25 protein-coding genes and 1 pseudogene are annotated in these 13220 nt (G+C 50.6%); 25 read left to right on the forward strand and 1 reads right to left on the reverse strand.

All coding sequences use genetic code 11. From position 1 onward, the window contains the following. The 5 genes and pseudogenes from tuf to bfr all read left to right on the forward strand — a co-directional run. A pseudogene (gene tuf / locus INT84_RS23745) lies at window positions 1-132 on the forward strand (elongation factor Tu); the annotation flags it as partial. A 216-nt stretch (window positions 133-348) separates the two neighbouring features. Continuing rightward, a complete protein-coding gene (locus tag INT84_RS23750; RefSeq protein WP_194208742.1) occupies window positions 349-978 on the forward strand; it encodes an OB-fold-containig protein in 630 nt (209 codons plus the stop codon). A gap of 29 nt (window positions 979-1007) precedes the next feature. Beyond that, the gene (locus INT84_RS23755) at window positions 1008-2729 is read left to right on the forward strand and encodes a flotillin family protein (RefSeq protein WP_228066444.1); all 1722 of its coding nucleotides are present in this window, start codon (window positions 1008-1010) and stop codon (window positions 2727-2729) included. A gap of 159 nt (window positions 2730-2888) precedes the next feature. Further along, window positions 2889-3083, forward strand: a complete 195-nt coding sequence (gene bfd / locus INT84_RS23760) for a bacterioferritin-associated ferredoxin (RefSeq protein ID WP_103678681.1) — start codon at window positions 2889-2891, stop codon at window positions 3081-3083. A gap of 72 nt (window positions 3084-3155) precedes the next feature. After that, window positions 3156-3635, forward strand: a complete 480-nt coding sequence (gene bfr, locus INT84_RS23765; protein WP_194208743.1) for a bacterioferritin — start codon at window positions 3156-3158, stop codon at window positions 3633-3635. On the opposite strand, the gene INT84_RS23770 is transcribed toward bfr, so the two are convergent. Continuing rightward, the gene (locus INT84_RS23770; protein WP_194208744.1) at window positions 3616-4101 is read right to left on the reverse strand and encodes an A24 family peptidase; all 486 of its coding nucleotides are present in this window, start codon (window positions 4099-4101) and stop codon (window positions 3616-3618) included. The genes bfr and INT84_RS23770 overlap by 20 nt on opposite strands. Before the next feature lie 385 nt (window positions 4102-4486). Between INT84_RS23770 and rpsJ the strand changes: the two genes are divergently transcribed. The 20 genes from rpsJ to rpmD all read left to right on the forward strand — a co-directional run bounded on the left by rpsJ (window position 4487) and on the right by rpmD (window position 13217). Next, window positions 4487-4798, forward strand: coding sequence for a 30S ribosomal protein S10 (gene rpsJ, locus INT84_RS23775; protein ID WP_001181005.1), 312 nt, complete (start codon window positions 4487-4489; stop codon window positions 4796-4798). 32 nt (window positions 4799-4830) lie between these two features. Beyond that, entirely contained in the window at window positions 4831-5460 is a 630-nt protein-coding gene (gene rplC, locus INT84_RS23780; RefSeq protein WP_123650841.1) for a 50S ribosomal protein L3, read from the forward strand. A 10-nt stretch (window positions 5461-5470) separates the two neighbouring features. Then, entirely contained in the window at window positions 5471-6076 is a 606-nt protein-coding gene (gene rplD / locus INT84_RS23785; RefSeq protein ID WP_015960716.1) for a 50S ribosomal protein L4, read from the forward strand. Continuing rightward, window positions 6073-6375 carry a 50S ribosomal protein L23 gene (rplW, locus tag INT84_RS23790; RefSeq protein ID WP_000617546.1) on the forward strand — a complete coding sequence of 101 codons (303 nt, stop codon included), beginning with the start codon at window positions 6073-6075 and terminating at the stop codon, window positions 6373-6375. Before rplD ends, rplW begins: the two co-directional genes overlap by 4 nt. 17 nt (window positions 6376-6392) lie before the next feature. After that, window positions 6393-7214 carry a 50S ribosomal protein L2 gene (gene rplB / locus INT84_RS23795; protein ID WP_103678685.1) on the forward strand — a complete coding sequence of 274 codons (822 nt, stop codon included), beginning with the start codon at window positions 6393-6395 and terminating at the stop codon, window positions 7212-7214. Window positions 7215-7230: 16 nt separating this feature from the next. After that, window positions 7231-7509, forward strand: coding sequence for a 30S ribosomal protein S19 (rpsS, locus tag INT84_RS23800; RefSeq protein ID WP_001138115.1), 279 nt, complete (start codon window positions 7231-7233; stop codon window positions 7507-7509). A 13-nt stretch (window positions 7510-7522) separates the two neighbouring features. Beyond that, window positions 7523-7855 carry a 50S ribosomal protein L22 gene (rplV, locus tag INT84_RS23805; protein ID WP_002919773.1) on the forward strand — a complete coding sequence of 111 codons (333 nt, stop codon included), beginning with the start codon at window positions 7523-7525 and terminating at the stop codon, window positions 7853-7855. A 17-nt stretch (window positions 7856-7872) separates the two neighbouring features. After that, on the forward strand, window positions 7873-8574 hold the full coding sequence (gene rpsC / locus INT84_RS23810) for a 30S ribosomal protein S3 (RefSeq protein WP_000529945.1): 702 nt from the start codon (window positions 7873-7875) through the stop codon (window positions 8572-8574). A gap of 12 nt (window positions 8575-8586) precedes the next feature. Further along, a complete protein-coding gene (gene rplP / locus INT84_RS23815) occupies window positions 8587-8997 on the forward strand; it encodes a 50S ribosomal protein L16 (protein ID WP_049839667.1) in 411 nt (136 codons plus the stop codon). After that, window positions 8997-9188 carry a 50S ribosomal protein L29 gene (gene rpmC / locus INT84_RS23820; RefSeq protein ID WP_049839668.1) on the forward strand — a complete coding sequence of 64 codons (192 nt, stop codon included), beginning with the start codon at window positions 8997-8999 and terminating at the stop codon, window positions 9186-9188. The genes rplP and rpmC overlap by 1 nt, the downstream gene beginning before the upstream one ends. After that, window positions 9188-9442 (forward strand): 30S ribosomal protein S17, encoded by a 255-nt coding sequence (gene rpsQ / locus INT84_RS23825; RefSeq protein ID WP_002438707.1) that lies wholly within the window; start codon window positions 9188-9190, stop codon window positions 9440-9442. Before rpmC ends, rpsQ begins: the two co-directional genes overlap by 1 nt. 167 nt (window positions 9443-9609) lie before the next feature. Next, window positions 9610-9981 carry a 50S ribosomal protein L14 gene (gene rplN, locus INT84_RS23830; RefSeq protein ID WP_020322771.1) on the forward strand — a complete coding sequence of 124 codons (372 nt, stop codon included), beginning with the start codon at window positions 9610-9612 and terminating at the stop codon, window positions 9979-9981. 10 nt (window positions 9982-9991) lie between these two features. Further along, on the forward strand, window positions 9992-10306 hold the full coding sequence (gene rplX / locus INT84_RS23835; RefSeq protein WP_000729185.1) for a 50S ribosomal protein L24: 315 nt from the start codon (window positions 9992-9994) through the stop codon (window positions 10304-10306). A gap of 14 nt (window positions 10307-10320) precedes the next feature. After that, window positions 10321-10860, forward strand: coding sequence for a 50S ribosomal protein L5 (rplE, locus tag INT84_RS23840; protein ID WP_176918763.1), 540 nt, complete (start codon window positions 10321-10323; stop codon window positions 10858-10860). Between the two features lie 15 nt (window positions 10861-10875). After that, window positions 10876-11181, forward strand: coding sequence for a 30S ribosomal protein S14 (gene rpsN / locus INT84_RS23845; RefSeq protein ID WP_049839671.1), 306 nt, complete (start codon window positions 10876-10878; stop codon window positions 11179-11181). Window positions 11182-11214: 33 nt separating this feature from the next. Beyond that, entirely contained in the window at window positions 11215-11607 is a 393-nt protein-coding gene (rpsH, locus tag INT84_RS23850; protein ID WP_049839672.1) for a 30S ribosomal protein S8, read from the forward strand. Between the two features lie 12 nt (window positions 11608-11619). After that, complete coding sequence (rplF, locus tag INT84_RS23855) at window positions 11620-12153, forward strand: 50S ribosomal protein L6 (RefSeq protein ID WP_176918764.1); 534 nt, start codon at window positions 11620-11622, stop codon at window positions 12151-12153. A gap of 9 nt (window positions 12154-12162) precedes the next feature. Beyond that, window positions 12163-12516 carry a 50S ribosomal protein L18 gene (gene rplR, locus INT84_RS23860; RefSeq protein WP_038158510.1) on the forward strand — a complete coding sequence of 118 codons (354 nt, stop codon included), beginning with the start codon at window positions 12163-12165 and terminating at the stop codon, window positions 12514-12516. A gap of 14 nt (window positions 12517-12530) precedes the next feature. Further along, a complete protein-coding gene (gene rpsE, locus INT84_RS23865) occupies window positions 12531-13034 on the forward strand; it encodes a 30S ribosomal protein S5 (protein ID WP_044373820.1) in 504 nt (167 codons plus the stop codon). Between the two features lie 3 nt (window positions 13035-13037). Continuing rightward, complete coding sequence (gene rpmD / locus INT84_RS23870; RefSeq protein ID WP_003863301.1) at window positions 13038-13217, forward strand: 50S ribosomal protein L30; 180 nt, start codon at window positions 13038-13040, stop codon at window positions 13215-13217. Window positions 13218-13220 lie beyond the last annotated feature (3 nt).

Genomic DNA, 13220 nt, shown 5'->3' on the forward strand with positions numbered 1-13220 from the left:
ATGCCGGGCGACAACATCAAAATGGTTGTTACCCTGATCCACCCGATCGCGATGGACGACGGTCTGCGTTTCGCAATCCGTGAAGGCGGCCGTACCGTTGGCGCGGGCGTTGTTGCTAAAGTTCTGGGCTAATATTTAGCTTTGAATAGAAAAGGGCGCTTCGGCGCTCTTTTTTTATGGCTTTTATAAAATATTCCGCCTGACAAGAGTCAGGATAGCCAGCAGGCATTGTATCTAAGACCGTTTAAATTCATTTCTCGTTGTTGAATATGATATTGTAAGAGGAATAAGAAGCGTCGAAAGTGTTGTTGCTGTACCAATATGGAATGTCGTCACAGGAGTGGATGCATGCTTTTATTTACGCCATATAACGGACCTTACCTGTTCGCTATTTCATTCATATTACTTATCGGTTTGCTGGAAATTATTTCCCTCCTCTGTGGTCACCTCCTCTCCGGTGCGCTTGACGCCCATCTTGACCATTATGATGCATTAAGCGAAGGCAACATTGGGCAGGTGCTTCATTATCTGAATATTGGGCGGCTCCCCGCGCTTGTGGCACTCTGTTTACTGGCCGGGTACTTTGGACTGTTCGGCATACTCGCACAGCACGGCTGGGTTACGTTCTGGCAAACTCCTCTGAACAATCTCCTGCTGGCACCGATTAGCCTGGCAGTCTCTGTCGTGGCCACGCACTATACCGGCAACGCCGTTGCGCCCTGGTTGCCCCGGGATGAAACTACCGCCATTACGGAAGATGATTATATAGGGTGTATGGCTATTATTACTGGTCATGCGGGTAAATCTGGCTTGCCCTGCGAAGGCAAATTTATCGATAAATTTGGTCAGGTGCACTATTTACTGCTGGAACCTGAAGAGGGCAAAGAATTCAATAAAGGGGACAAGGTGCTGATCGTTTGTCGGCTTTCAGCTACGCGCTATTTAGCAGAGCTGAACCCCTGGCCGGATGTTTTGTAATAGCGTTATTAATTAAAGGGACACACATAATGGATGATGTATTAGGCATGCTGCCATCATGGATGGTTTCCGCGATTGTTGTGGTTATCGTTCTGTTAATTATCGGTATTATTTTCGCAAGGCTTTATCGCCGGGCCTCCGCTGAGCAGGCGTTTGTGCGTACCGGCCTTGGCGGGCAGAAAGTGGTGATGAGCGGTGGTGCCATTGTAATGCCCATTTTTCATGAAATTATTCCTATCAATATGAATACCCTCAAACTTGAGGTGAGTCGCGCAGCCATTGATAGTTTGATTACCAAAGACCGTATGCGCGTTGATGTCGTCGTGGCGTTTTTTGTCAGGGTTAAACCTTCTGTAGAAGGTATTGCTACCGCCGCGCAGACGCTGGGACAACGAACCCTCTCGCCAGAAGATTTACGTATGCTGGTTGAAGATAAATTCGTCGATGCCCTGCGCGCTACTGCCTCACAGATGACCATGCATGAGCTCCAGGATACCCGCGAAAATTTTGTTCAGGGCGTACAGAACACAGTCGCGGAAGATCTGTCGAAAAACGGCCTGGAGCTGGAGAGCGTTTCGTTAACCAACTTTAATCAGACTTCGAAAGAGCATTTCAACCCCAATAACGCCTTTGACGCCGAGGGTCTGACCAAGCTGACGCAGGAAACCGAGCGTCGTCGCCGTGAACGTAACGAGGTTGAACAAGACGTAGAAGTGGCGGTACGTGAGAAAAACCGTGACGCCCTGTCGCGCAAACTGGAGATTGAACAGCAGGAAGCCTTTATGACGCTTGAGCAGGAGCAGCAGGTAAAAACCCGCACTGCCGAGCAGAATGCCAAAATTGCCGCCTTTGAAGCTGAACGCCATCGTGAGGCAGAGCAGACGCGTATCCTGGCCGAGCGGCAGATTCAGGAAAGCGAAATTGAACGTGAGCAGGCGGTCCGTACCAGAAAGGTTGAGGCCGAGCGTGAGGTGCGAATCAAAGAGATCGAACAGCAACAGGTCACGGAAATCGCCAACCAGACAAAATCCATTGCCATCGCCGCCAAATCCGAGCAGCAATCCCAGGCGGAAGCGCGCGCCAACGATGCCTTAGCCGAAGCAGTTCGTGCGCAGCAAAACGTTGAAACCACGCGCCAGACGGCGGAAGCGGATCGTGCAAAACAGGTAGCACTAATTGCCGCTGAGCAGGATGCGGAAACCAAAGCGGTTGAACTGACCGTGCGGGCGAAGGCAGAGAAAGAAGCGGCAGAGATGCAGGCCGCCGCTATCGTGGAGTTGGCGGAGGCGACGCGTAAAAAAGGGCTGGCGGAAGCGGAAGCCCAGCGGGCGATTAATGACGCTATCAACGTGCTTTCCGATGAGCAAACCAGCCTCAAGTTCAAACTGGCGCTGCTGCAATCCCTGCCAGCTGTTATTGAAAAATCCGTTGAGCCGATGAAGTCGATCGACGGTATTAAGATCATTCAGGTCGATGGCCTGAACCGCGGCGGCGTGGCCGGAGACGTGACCGCTGGCGGCGCGAGCGGTGGGAACCTTGCTGAGCAGGCATTATCCGCTGCGCTTTCCTATCGTACCCAGGCACCGTTAATCGATTCGTTGCTAAAAGAGATAGGGCTTTCCGGCGGCTCGTTGACTTCCCTGACCGAACCGCTGAAAGCATCGCCAGCCGTAAGCCAAACTACCGAAACTAGCCGGAGGGAAACATTGGTAAGCTGCGTCCCGGAAGCCAGCCTTTCAACTGAAGAATAAACGCCATTCTGCCCCGGCGATACCGGGGCATAACATCTTATGTAGCGAATGGATGTATCTCTGTTGGTACTTATTATTCGATACAAACGTTACTATGCAGCTATTGTAATCATAACTATTCTCATTTACACTTTGCGCATAAATTGAACGGGAGTGATCATGTACGTTTGTTTGTGTAATGGTGTCAGTGATAAAAAAATCCGCCAGGCGGTGCGTCAGTTTCACCCCCAGTCCTTTCAGCAGCTACGTAAATTCATTCCGGTAGGGAATCAGTGTGGGAAATGCATCCGCGCGGCGCGAGAAATAATGCAGGATGAATTGACTCAGATCCCGGAATACAAAGAGATTGCCTGAAGCCCAAACTTTTTTTTGACATCCCGGTAGCCCCATCTACGCTTCAATAAGTGGAAGCGGAGGGACTATATAATGAAAGGTGATGTCAGAATCATAAGTCATCTCAATAAATTATTGGGAAATGAGCTTGTCGCAATCAATCAGTACTTTCTCCATGCGAGAATGTTTAAAAACTGGGGCCTGATGCGCCTCAATGATGTTGAATACCATGAGTCCATTGATGAAATGAAGCACGCCGATAAGTACATCGAGCGTATTTTGTTTCTCGAAGGCATCCCCAATCTTCAGGATCTCGGCAAGTTAGGGATCGGTGAAGATGTCGAAGAAATGCTGCAATCGGATTTACGTCTCGAGCTTGAAGGCGCACAGGATCTGCGTGAAGCGATCGCGTATGCCGATAGCGTTCATGATTACGTAAGCCGCGACATGATGATCGAAATCCTTGCCGATGAAGAAGGACACATTGACTGGCTGGAAACCGAGCTGGATCTGATCGGCAAAATCGGTTTGCAGAACTACATTCAATCGCAAATCAGAGTCGAAGCAAAATAGTCGGCAGATAAAACGTCTGCCAGCCGGCGATCAAACCCGCTGCGGCCATATAAGGGCCGAAGGGCAGCGGGTTTTTTATTGCCTGCCATTTACCGGTGCGCAGACCGTAGACGGCAAGAAACGTGCAGGCCAGAAGGGAAGAAAGTAAAATCAGGTAAGATAAGTTTTGCCACCCGTGCCATGCCCCTAACGCCGCAAGAAACTTTACGTCACCATAGCCCAGCCCCTCCCGCCGCCGTACGGCGCGGTAGCCCCAGTAAATAAGCGCGAAGCCTGCATAGCCTATGATTGCTCCCCATACGGCGTTGGCTAACGCTTGCGGCTGGCAGAGTAAATGCCACAGTAGCCCACACCATAACAGAGGGCAGGTGAGAGCATCAGGAAGCAGTCCCTGGCGTATATCGACGATAGCCAAAGCAAACGATAGTGCGATGTAGACGATGATAAACCCAATAGTACATGCCATCCGTTGCAGCCTTTGTTCCCTTACCTGACGTCAGTCTCAGGGATAAGAAATCAGTTCACCACTCAGAAAATAGATAATTGCGTGGCGTCTTCAGAACAACCTACGATGCCGGATGCAATTGCATCTGTAGTTGCGACGTTGCGCCTGAAAACACAATTAATCTGCTTGTTTTCTAAACATCACTTGCGTCGACACCAGATTTACGTATAATGCGCGGGCTTGTCGTAATTGACGGCTGGTTCGATATGAACCCCGGTAACGCATTTTGTTGCCAACAATGCTCCCAATTGGGGAGCTACGTAAGAACGATTACACTCCCCCATCAATCGTAATGGGTGTGAGGAGTAATTATTTTCGTCTATAAATAACTGGAGCTTCTGGTCTCATGCAGAACCAAAGAATCCGTATCCGTCTTAAAGCGTTTGATCATCGTCTGATCGATCAATCAACCGCGGAAATCGTCGAGACTGCCAAGCGCACTGGTGCGCAGGTTCGTGGTCCGATCCCGCTGCCGACCCGCAAAGAGCGTTTTACCGTTCTGATCTCTCCGCACGTTAACAAAGACGCGCGCGATCAGTACGAGATCCGCACTCACAAGCGTCTGGTTGACATCGTTGAGCCAACTGAAAAAACCGTTGATGCTCTGATGCGTCTGGATCTGGCTGCCGGTGTTGACGTGCAGATCAGCCTGGGTTAATCAGGTCATCAAGCGATTGAGAGGTTGATACAATGATTGGTTTAGTCGGTAAAAAAGTGGGTATGACCCGCATCTTCACTGAAGATGGCGTCTCTATCCCAGTAACCGTTATCGAAGTTGAAGCAAACCGCGTTACTCAGATCAAAGATCTGGCTAACGATGGCTATCGCGCTGTTCAGGTTACCACTGGTGCTAAAAAAGCTAACCGTGTAACCAAGCCGGAAGCTGGTCACTTTGCTAAAGCTGGCGTTGAAGCTGGCCGCGGCCTGTGGGAATTCCGTCTGGCAGATGGTGAAGAATACACCGTTGGTCAGGACATTAGCGTTGAACTGTTTGCTGACGTTAAAAAAGTTGACGTAACCGGTACCTCTAAAGGTAAAGGTTTCGCAGGTACCGTTAAGCGCTGGAACTTCCGTACCCAGGACGCTACTCACGGTAACTCCTTGTCTCACCGCGTTCCGGGTTCTATCGGTCAGAACCAGACTCCGGGCAAAGTGTTCAAAGGCAAGAAAATGGCAGGTCAGCTGGGTAACGAACGTGTAACCGTTCAGAGCCTGGACGTAGTACGTGTTGACGCTGAGCGCAACCTGCTGCTGGTTAAAGGTGGTGTCCCGGGTGCAACCGGCTGCGACCTGATCGTTAAACCAGCTGTGAAGGCGTAAGGGGATAGCAATGGAATTAGTATTGAAAGACGCGCAGAGCGCGCTGACTGTTTCCGAAACTACCTTCGGTCGTGATTTCAACGAAGCGCTGGTTCACCAGGTTGTTGTTGCTTATGCAGCTGGTGCTCGTCAGGGTACTCGTGCTCAGAAGACTCGTGCTGAAGTAACCGGTTCCGGCAAAAAGCCGTGGCGTCAGAAAGGCACCGGCCGTGCGCGTTCAGGTTCTATCAAGAGCCCGATCTGGCGTTCAGGTGGCGTGACCTTCGCTGCGCGTCCGCAGGACCACAGTCAAAAAGTTAACAAAAAGATGTACCGCGGCGCGCTGAAAAGCATTCTGTCCGAACTGGTACGTCAGGATCGTCTGATCGTTGTCGAGACGTTCTCTGTTGAAGCACCGAAAACCAAGCTGCTGGCACAGAAACTGAAAGACATGGCTCTGGAAGATGTGTTGATCATCACCGGTGAGCTGGACGAGAACCTGTTCCTGGCTGCGCGCAACCTGCACAAGGTTGACGTACGCGATGCAACTGGTATCGACCCGGTTAGCCTGATCGCCTTCGACAAAGTCGTAATGACTGCTGATGCTGTTAAGCAAGTTGAGGAGATGCTGGCATGATTCGTGAAGAACGTTTGCTGAAGGTGCTTCGTGCACCGCACGTTTCTGAAAAAGCGTCTACTGCGATGGAAAAAACCAATACCATCGTTCTCAAAGTTGCTAAAGACGCGACCAAAGCAGAGATCAAAGCTGCTGTGCAGAAACTGTTTGAAGTCGAAGTCGAAGTCGTTAACACCCTGGTCGTTAAAGGGAAAGTTAAACGTCACGGACAGCGTATCGGTCGTCGTAGCGACTGGAAAAAAGCTTACGTCACCCTGAAAGAAGGCCAGAATCTGGACTTCGTTGGCGGCGCTGAGTAAGTCGGAGGAGTAATACAATGGCAGTTGTTAAGTGTAAACCGACATCTCCGGGTCGTCGCCACGTCGTTAAAGTGGTCAACCCAGAGCTGCACAAGGGCAAACCTTTTGCTCCGCTGGTTGAAAAAAACAGCAAATCCGGTGGTCGTAACAACAATGGCCGTATCACCACTCGTCACATCGGTGGTGGCCATAAGCAGGCTTATCGTCTGGTTGACTTCAAACGCAACAAAGATGGTATCCCGGCTGTTGTTGAGCGTCTTGAGTACGATCCGAACCGTTCCGCGAATATCGCGCTGGTTCTGTACAAAGATGGCGAACGCCGTTACATCCTGGCCCCTAAAGGCCTGAAAGCTGGCGACCAGATTCAGTCTGGCGTTGATGCTGCAATCAAAGCAGGTAACACCCTGCCGATGCGCAATATCCCGGTTGGTTCTACCGTTCATAACGTAGAAATGAAACCAGGTAAAGGCGGTCAGCTGGCGCGTTCCGCTGGTACTTACGTTCAGATCGTTGCTCGCGATGGTGCTTATGTCACCCTGCGTCTGCGCTCTGGTGAAATGCGTAAAGTCGAAGCTGAATGCCGTGCAACTCTGGGCGAAGTTGGCAATGCTGAGCATATGCTGCGCGTTCTGGGTAAAGCAGGTGCTGCTCGCTGGCGTGGTGTTCGTCCTACCGTTCGCGGTACTGCGATGAACCCAGTCGACCACCCACATGGTGGTGGTGAAGGTCGTAACTTTGGTAAGCACCCGGTAACTCCGTGGGGCGTTCAGACCAAAGGTAAGAAGACCCGCAGCAACAAGCGTACTGATAAATTCATCGTACGTCGCCGTAGCAAATAATTTTAGAGGATAAGCCATGCCACGTTCTCTCAAGAAAGGTCCTTTTATTGACCTGCACTTGCTGAAGAAGGTAGAGAAAGCGGTGGAAAGCGGAGACAAGAAGCCCCTGCGCACTTGGTCCCGTCGTTCAACGATCTTTCCTAACATGATCGGTTTGACCATCGCTGTCCATAATGGTCGTCAGCACGTTCCGGTATTTGTTTCCGACGAAATGGTCGGTCACAAACTGGGTGAATTTGCACCGACCCGTACTTATCGCGGTCACGCGGCTGATAAAAAAGCCAAGAAGAAATAAGTAGGAGGAAGAGATGGAAACTTTAGCTCAACATCGCCACGCTCGTTCTTCTGCTCAGAAGGTTCGCCTTGTTGCTGACCTGATCCGCGGTAAGAAAGTGTCGCAGGCTCTGGACATTTTGACCTACACCAATAAGAAAGCGGCTGTACTGGTCAAGAAAGTCCTCGAATCTGCCATTGCTAACGCTGAACACAACGATGGCGCTGACATTGACGATCTGAAAGTTGCGAAAATTTTCGTAGACGAAGGCCCGAGCATGAAGCGCATTATGCCGCGTGCGAAAGGTCGTGCAGATCGCATCCTGAAGCGCACCAGCCACATTACTGTGGTTGTGTCCGATCGCTGAGACTCTGGAGACTAGCAATGGGTCAGAAAGTACATCCTAATGGTATTCGCCTGGGTATTGTAAAACCATGGAACTCTACCTGGTTTGCGAACACCAAAGAATTCGCTGACAACCTGGACAGCGATTTTAAAGTACGTCAGTACCTGACTAAGGAACTGGCTAAAGCGTCTGTATCTCGTATCGTTATCGAGCGTCCGGCTAAGAGCATCCGTGTGACTATTCACACCGCTCGCCCGGGTATCGTTATCGGTAAGAAAGGCGAAGACGTAGAAAAACTGCGTAAGGTCGTAGCGGATATCGCTGGCGTTCCTGCACAGATCAACATCGCCGAAGTTCGTAAACCTGAACTGGACGCAAAATTGGTTGCTGACAGCATCACTTCTCAGCTGGAACGTCGCGTTATGTTCCGTCGTGCTATGAAGCGTGCTGTACAGAACGCAATGCGTCTGGGCGCTAAAGGTATCAAAGTTGAAGTTAGCGGCCGTCTGGGCGGCGCGGAAATCGCACGTACCGAATGGTACCGCGAAGGTCGCGTACCTCTGCACACTCTGCGTGCTGACATTGACTACAACACCTCTGAAGCGCACACCACTTACGGTGTAATCGGCGTTAAAGTGTGGATCTTCAAAGGCGAGATCCTGGGTGGTATGGCTGCTGTTGAACAACCGGAAAAACCGGCTGCGCAACCTAAAAAGCAGCAGCGTAAAGGCCGTAAATAAGGAGCGTCGCTGATGTTACAACCAAAGCGTACAAAATTCCGTAAGATGCACAAAGGCCGCAACCGTGGTCTGGCTGCGGGCGCGGATGTTAGCTTCGGCACTTACGGTCTCAAAGCTGTTGGCCGTGGTCGTCTGACTGCCCGTCAGATCGAAGCAGCACGTCGTGCTATGACCCGTGCAGTTAAGCGTCAAGGTAAGATCTGGATCCGTGTATTCCCGGACAAACCGATCACTGAAAAGCCGCTGGCAGTGCGTATGGGTAAAGGTAAAGGTAACGTGGAGTATTGGGTTGCCTTGATTCAGCCGGGTAAAGTCCTTTATGAAATGGACGGCGTACCGGAAGAGCTGGCCCGTGAAGCATTCAAGCTGGCAGCAGCGAAACTGCCGATTAAAACCACCTTTGTAACTAAGACGGTGATGTAATGAAAGCAAAAGAGCTGCGTGAGAAAAGCGTTGAAGAGCTGAATGCCGAACTGCTGAATTTACTGCGTGAGCAGTTTAACCTGCGTATGCAGGCAGCAAGTGGCCAGCTGCAACAGTCTCACCTGTTGAAGCAAGTGCGTCGTGATGTCGCACGCGTTAAGACTTTACTGACTGAGAAGGCGGGTGCGTAATGACCGATAAAATCCGTACTCTGCAAGGTCGCGTTGTTAGCGACAAAATGGAGAAATCCATTGTTGTTGCTATTGAACGTTTTGTGAAACACCCGATCTACGGTAAATTCATTAAGCGTACGACCAAACTGCACGTACACGACGAGAACAACGAATGCGGTATCGGCGACAAGGTTGAAATCCGTGAATGCCGTCCGCTGTCCAAGACTAAGTCCTGGACGCTGGTTCGCGTTGTAGAGAAAGCGGTTCTGTAATACAGTATCGTTCTCAATACAAATAAACGGCTCAGCAATGAGCCGTTTATTTTTTCTACCCATATTCGATAACCGGTGTTATAATGCCGCGCCCTCGATATATGGGGCTTTTTAATGGCTCTGATTTTGGAGTCTCAGGTAGTAGTTGACATTAGCGGAGCACTAAAATGATCCAAGAACAGACTATGCTGAACGTCGCCGACAACTCCGGTGCACGTCGCGTAATGTGTATCAAGGTTCTGGGTGGCTCGCACCGTCGCTACGCAGGCGTCGGCGACATCATCAAGATCACCATCAAGGAAGCAATTCCGCGTGGTAAGGTCAAAAAAGGCGATGTGCTGAAGGCGGTAGTGGTGCGCACCAGGAAGGGTGTTCGTCGCCCTGACGGTTCTGTCATTCGCTTCGATGGTAATGCATGCGTTATTTTAAACAATAACAGCGAGCAGCCAATCGGCACGCGTATCTTTGGGCCGGTAACTCGTGAACTTCGCAACGAGAAGTTCATGAAAATTATCTCTCTGGCACCAGAAGTACTCTAAGGAGCGAATCATGGCAGCGAAAATCCGTCGTGATGACGAAGTTATCGTGTTAACCGGTAAAGATAAAGGTAAACGCGGTAAAGTAAAAAATGTCCTGTCTTCCGGCAAGGTCATCGTTGAAGGTATCAACCTGGTTAAGAAACACCAGAAGCCGGTCCCGGCTTTGAACCAACCAGGCGGCATCGTTGAAAAAGAAGCTGCTATTCAGGTTTCTAACGTTGCAATCTTCAATGCGGCAACCGGCAAGGCTGACCGTGTAGGCTTTAGATTCGAAGACGGCAAAAAAGTCCGTTTCTTCAAGTCTAACAGCGAAACTATCAAGTAATTTGGAGTAGTACGATGGCGAAACTGCATGATTACTACAAAGACGAAGTAGTTAACAAACTCATGACTGAGTTTAACTACAATTCTGTCATGCAAGTCCCTCGGGTCGAGAAGATCACCCTGAACATGGGTGTTGGTGAAGCGATCGCTGACAAGAAACTGCTGGATAACGCAGCAGCTGACCTGGCAGCAATCTCCGGTCAAAAACCGTTGATCACCAAAGCACGCAAATCAGTTGCAGGCTTCAAAATCCGTCAGGGCTATCCGATCGGCTGTAAAGTAACTCTGCGTGGCGAACGCATGTGGGAGTTCTTTGAGCGCCTGATCACTATTGCTGTACCGCGTATCCGTGACTTCCGTGGCTTGTCCGCTAAGTCATTCGACGGTCGTGGCAATTACAGCATGGGTGTCCGTGAGCAGATCATCTTCCCAGAAATCGACTATGACAAAGTCGACCGCGTACGTGGTATGGATATTACTATCACCACTACTGCGCAATCTGACGAAGAAGGCCGTGCTCTGCTGGCTGCCTTTGACTTCCCGTTCCGCAAGTAAACCAGGGTTACGTTCATGGCAAAGCAATCAATGAAAGCACGCGAAGTAAAGCGCGTGGCTTTAGCTGAAAAATTCTTCGCTAAACGCGCTGAACTCAAAGCAATCATCTCTGATGTGAACGCTTCCGACGAAGATCGTTGGGACGCTGTTCTCAAGCTGCAGACTCTGCCGCGTGATTCCAGCCCGTCTCGTCAGCGTAACCGCTGCCGTCAAACTGGTCGTCCGCACGCTTTCCTGCGGAAGTTCGGGTTGAGCCGTATTAAGGTCCGTGAAGCCGCTATGCGCGGTGAAATCCCGGGTCTGAAAAAGGCTAGCTGGTAATTGTCACCAATTGAATCACGGGAGTAAAGACAGATGAGCATGCAAGATCCGATCGCGGATATGCTGACCCGTATCCGTAACGGTCAGGCCGCGAATAAAGCTGCGGTCACTATGCCTTCCTCCAAGCTGAAAGTGGCAATTGCCAACGTGCTGAAGGAAGAAGGCTTTATTGAAGAATTTAAAGTTGAAGGCGACACCAAGCCGGAACTGGAACTTACGCTTAAGTATTTCCAGGGTAAAGCTGTTGTAGAAAGCATTCAGCGTATCAGTCGCCCAGGTCTGCGCATCTACAAACGTAAAGATGAGCTGCCGAAAGTTATGGCGGGTCTGGGTATCGCAGTTGTTTCTACCTCTAAAGGTGTTATGACTGATCGTGCAGCGCGCCAGGCTGGTCTTGGTGGCGAAATTATCTGCTACGTAGCCTAATCGGAGGAAAAAATGTCTCGTGTTGCTAAAGCACCGGTCGTTATTCCTGCCGGCGTTGACGTAAAAATCAACGGTCAGGTTATTACGATCAAAGGTAAAAACGGCGAGCTGACTCGTACTCTCAACGATGCTGTTGAAGTTAAAAATGCAGATAATGCACTGGCTTTCGGTCCGCGTGATGGTTACGTAGACGGTTGGGCACAGGCTGGTACCGCGCGTGCCCTGCTGAACTCAATGGTTATCGGTGTTACCGAAGGCTTCACTAAGAAGCTGCAGCTGGTTGGTGTAGGTTATCGTGCAGCGGTCAAAGGGGATGTAGTAAACCTGGCTTTAGGTTTCTCTCATCCTGTTGAGCATAAGCTGCCGGCCGGTATCACTGCGGAATGTCCGACTCAAACTGAAATCGTGCTGAAAGGCGCTGATAAGCAGGTGATCGGCCAGGTTGCAGCAGATCTGCGCGCCTACCGTCGTCCTGAGCCTTATAAAGGCAAGGGTGTTCGTTACGCCGACGAAGTCGTGCGTACCAAAGAGGCTAAGAAGAAGTAAGGTAACACTATGGATAAGAAATCTGCTCGTATCCGTCGTGCGACCCGCGCACGCCGCAAGCTCCAGGAGCTGGGTGCGACTCGCCTGGTGGTACATCGTACCCCGCGTCATATTTACGCACAGGTAATCGCATCAAACGGTTCCGAAGTTCTGGTAGCTGCTTCTACAGTTGAAAAAGCTATCGCTGAACAGCTGAAGTACACCGGTAACAAAGACGCTGCAGCAGCTGTGGGTAAAGCTGTCGCTGAACGCGCTCTGGAAAAAGGCATTAAAGATGTGTCCTTTGACCGTTCCGGGTTCCAATATCATGGTCGTGTCCAGGCACTGGCAGATGCTGCCCGTGAAGCTGGCCTTCAGTTCTAAGGTAGAGGTGTAAGATGTCTCACATCGAAAAACAAGCTGGCGAACTGCAGGAAAAGCTGATCGCGGTTAACCGCGTATCTAAAACCGTTAAAGGTGGTCGTATTTTCTCCTTCACAGCTCTGACTGTAGTTGGCGATGGTAACGGTCGCGTTGGTTTTGGTTACGGTAAAGCGCGTGAAGTTCCAGCAGCGATCCAGAAAGCGATGGAAAAAGCCCGTCGCAATATGATTAACGTCGCGCTGAACAACGGCACCCTGCAACACCCGGTTAAAGGTGTTCACACAGGGTCTCGTGTATTCATGCAGCCAGCTTCCGAAGGTACCGGTATCATCGCCGGTGGTGCAATGCGCGCCGTTCTGGAAGTTGCTGGAGTTCATAACGTTCTGGCTAAAGCCTATGGTTCCACCAACCCGATCAACGTGGTTCGTGCAACTATTGATGGCCTGGAAAATATGAATTCTCCAGAAATGGTCGCTGCCAAGCGTGGTAAATCCGTTGAAGAAATTCTGGGGAAATAAACCATGGCAAAGACTATTAAAATTACTCAAACCCGCAGTGCAATCGGTCGTCTGCCGAAACACAAGGCAACGCTGCTTGGCCTGGGTCTGCGTCGTATTGGTCACACCGTAGAACGCGAGGATACTCCCGCTGTTCGTGGTATGGTCAACGCGGTTTACTTCATGGTTAAAGTTGAGGAGTAAGAG

This window comes from Superficieibacter sp. 1612_C1 (assembly GCF_015234305.1).
Taxonomy (GTDB): Bacteria; Pseudomonadota; Gammaproteobacteria; order Enterobacterales; family Enterobacteriaceae; genus Superficieibacter.

Excerpts from the sequence above, each read along its gene's own strand:
- INT84_RS23750 (WP_194208742.1), top strand. The coding sequence starts at position 349 with ATGCTTTTATTTACGCCATATAACGGACCTTACCTGTTCGCTATTTCA.
- INT84_RS23755 (WP_228066444.1), top strand. The coding sequence starts at position 1,008 with ATGGATGATGTATTAGGCATGCTGCCATCATGGATGGTTTCCGCGATT.
- bfd (WP_103678681.1), top strand. The coding sequence starts at position 2,889 with ATGTACGTTTGTTTGTGTAATGGTGTCAGTGATAAAAAAATCCGCCAG.
- bfr (WP_194208743.1), top strand. The coding sequence starts at position 3,156 with ATGAAAGGTGATGTCAGAATCATAAGTCATCTCAATAAATTATTGGGA.
- INT84_RS23770 (WP_194208744.1), bottom strand. The coding sequence starts at position 4,101 with ATGGCATGTACTATTGGGTTTATCATCGTCTACATCGCACTATCGTTT.
- rpsJ (WP_001181005.1), top strand. The coding sequence starts at position 4,487 with ATGCAGAACCAAAGAATCCGTATCCGTCTTAAAGCGTTTGATCATCGT.
- rplC (WP_123650841.1), top strand. The coding sequence starts at position 4,831 with ATGATTGGTTTAGTCGGTAAAAAAGTGGGTATGACCCGCATCTTCACT.
- rplD (WP_015960716.1), top strand. The coding sequence starts at position 5,471 with ATGGAATTAGTATTGAAAGACGCGCAGAGCGCGCTGACTGTTTCCGAA.
- rplW (WP_000617546.1), top strand. The coding sequence starts at position 6,073 with ATGATTCGTGAAGAACGTTTGCTGAAGGTGCTTCGTGCACCGCACGTT.
- rplB (WP_103678685.1), top strand. The coding sequence starts at position 6,393 with ATGGCAGTTGTTAAGTGTAAACCGACATCTCCGGGTCGTCGCCACGTC.
- rpsS (WP_001138115.1), top strand. The coding sequence starts at position 7,231 with ATGCCACGTTCTCTCAAGAAAGGTCCTTTTATTGACCTGCACTTGCTG.
- rplV (WP_002919773.1), top strand. The coding sequence starts at position 7,523 with ATGGAAACTTTAGCTCAACATCGCCACGCTCGTTCTTCTGCTCAGAAG.
- rpsC (WP_000529945.1), top strand. The coding sequence starts at position 7,873 with ATGGGTCAGAAAGTACATCCTAATGGTATTCGCCTGGGTATTGTAAAA.
- rplP (WP_049839667.1), top strand. The coding sequence starts at position 8,587 with ATGTTACAACCAAAGCGTACAAAATTCCGTAAGATGCACAAAGGCCGC.
- rpmC (WP_049839668.1), top strand. The coding sequence starts at position 8,997 with ATGAAAGCAAAAGAGCTGCGTGAGAAAAGCGTTGAAGAGCTGAATGCC.
- rpsQ (WP_002438707.1), top strand. The coding sequence starts at position 9,188 with ATGACCGATAAAATCCGTACTCTGCAAGGTCGCGTTGTTAGCGACAAA.
- rplN (WP_020322771.1), top strand. The coding sequence starts at position 9,610 with ATGATCCAAGAACAGACTATGCTGAACGTCGCCGACAACTCCGGTGCA.
- rplX (WP_000729185.1), top strand. The coding sequence starts at position 9,992 with ATGGCAGCGAAAATCCGTCGTGATGACGAAGTTATCGTGTTAACCGGT.
- rplE (WP_176918763.1), top strand. The coding sequence starts at position 10,321 with ATGGCGAAACTGCATGATTACTACAAAGACGAAGTAGTTAACAAACTC.
- rpsN (WP_049839671.1), top strand. The coding sequence starts at position 10,876 with ATGGCAAAGCAATCAATGAAAGCACGCGAAGTAAAGCGCGTGGCTTTA.
- rpsH (WP_049839672.1), top strand. The coding sequence starts at position 11,215 with ATGAGCATGCAAGATCCGATCGCGGATATGCTGACCCGTATCCGTAAC.
- rplF (WP_176918764.1), top strand. The coding sequence starts at position 11,620 with ATGTCTCGTGTTGCTAAAGCACCGGTCGTTATTCCTGCCGGCGTTGAC.
- rplR (WP_038158510.1), top strand. The coding sequence starts at position 12,163 with ATGGATAAGAAATCTGCTCGTATCCGTCGTGCGACCCGCGCACGCCGC.
- rpsE (WP_044373820.1), top strand. The coding sequence starts at position 12,531 with ATGTCTCACATCGAAAAACAAGCTGGCGAACTGCAGGAAAAGCTGATC.
- rpmD (WP_003863301.1), top strand. The coding sequence starts at position 13,038 with ATGGCAAAGACTATTAAAATTACTCAAACCCGCAGTGCAATCGGTCGT.